At 69.8% G+C, this 1,237-nt stretch carries 1 protein-coding gene and 1 pseudogene; both read left to right on the top strand.

All coding sequences use genetic code 11. The features are described from left to right. Positions 1–189, top strand: a pseudogene (locus tag CVM52_RS27305) (phosphonate metabolism protein/1,5-bisphosphokinase (PRPP-forming) PhnN); the annotation flags it as partial. A 3-nt stretch (positions 190–192) separates the two neighbouring features. Continuing rightward, positions 193–1,237 (top strand): alpha-D-ribose 1-methylphosphonate 5-triphosphate diphosphatase (locus CVM52_RS25850; RefSeq protein ID WP_100165070.1); only part of this gene is annotated, 1,045 nt, incomplete at its 3' end.

The raw sequence follows: 1,237 nt of genomic DNA, 5'->3' as shown, positions 1-1,237 counted from the left end.
CGGCCCGAGGTGCTGGCCCGGCGGCTGACCACCCGCGGCCGGGAAAGCGCGGACGAGATCGCACGGCGGCTGGCCCGCCCGGCACCGCCGCTTGCGGCCGGGCTGAAGGTGATCGAAATTGACAATTCGGGGCAGCTGGAGGCGGCACTGGCCGCGCTGTTGGCCGCGCTCGACCCGGTAAAGGCCTGACCCATGCAGATGCGACACGAGATTTCCGAACTGATCCTGACCAATGCCGAACTGGTGCTGCCCGGCGAGGTGTGCCGCGGCACGGTTCGGATATCCCAGGGCCATATCGCCGCGGTCGATCCCGGCACCACGCGGGTGCCGGGCGCGGTGGATTGCGAGGGCGATCTGCTGATCCCCGGCCTGATCGAGCTGCATACCGACAATCTTGAACGCCACATCCAGCCGCGCCCCAAGGTCGACTGGCCCCATGCCGCGGCGATCCTGGCCCATGACGGCGAATTGGCCAGCACCGGCATCACCACCGTGTTCGACGCGATGCGCGTCGGCTCGGTGATGTCCGGCGCGCGCACGGATTACCGCGAATATGCCCGCCCGCTGGCCAGCGAATTGCTGGAGGTGCGCGCCCGTGGCCTGCTGCGGATCAGCCATTTCCTGCATCTGCGGGCCGAGATCTGCTCGGAAACCCTGATCGACGAACTGGACCGCTTCGGCCCCGAGGACCGGGTTGGCATCTTGTCGCTGATGGACCACACGCCGGGACAGCGGCAGTTCCGCGATCTCAGCAAGCTCAAGGCCTATGTCTGTGGCAAGCACGGGCTGACGGACGACCAATTCGCCGATCACGTGGCGTCGCAGATCGCGGTGCGCAACCGGCTGGGCGAGGCGCATGAGGCGGCGGCGCTGGCGGCGGCGCAACGGTTCGGCGCGGTCCTGGCCAGCCATGACGACACCACCGCCGAACAGGTCGCGGTCAGCGCCGGCCACGGTATCCGGCTGGCCGAGTTCCCCACCACGGTCGAGGCGGCGCAGGCCTGCCATGATCACGGCATCGCGGTGATGATGGGGGCGCCCAACCTGATCCGGGGCGGGTCGCATTCCGGCAATGTGGCGGCGGCCGATCTGGCCCGGGCCGACCTGCTGGACATCGTTTCGTCCGATTACGTGCCTTCGGCGCTGTTGCTGGCCGCCTTCCGCCTCGCCGATCTGTGGGGCGACCTGCCGCGCGGCATCGCCACCGTCAGCGCCGCGCCCGCGGCGGCGGCGGGCC

Origin of the sequence: Pseudooceanicola lipolyticus, from assembly GCF_002786325.1 — a bacterium.
GTDB lineage: Bacteria > Pseudomonadota > Alphaproteobacteria > Rhodobacterales > Rhodobacteraceae > Pseudooceanicola_C > Pseudooceanicola_C lipolyticus.
The sequence above is the reverse complement of the archived record's forward strand: the minus strand, read 5'-3'. Positions and strand labels throughout refer to the sequence as shown.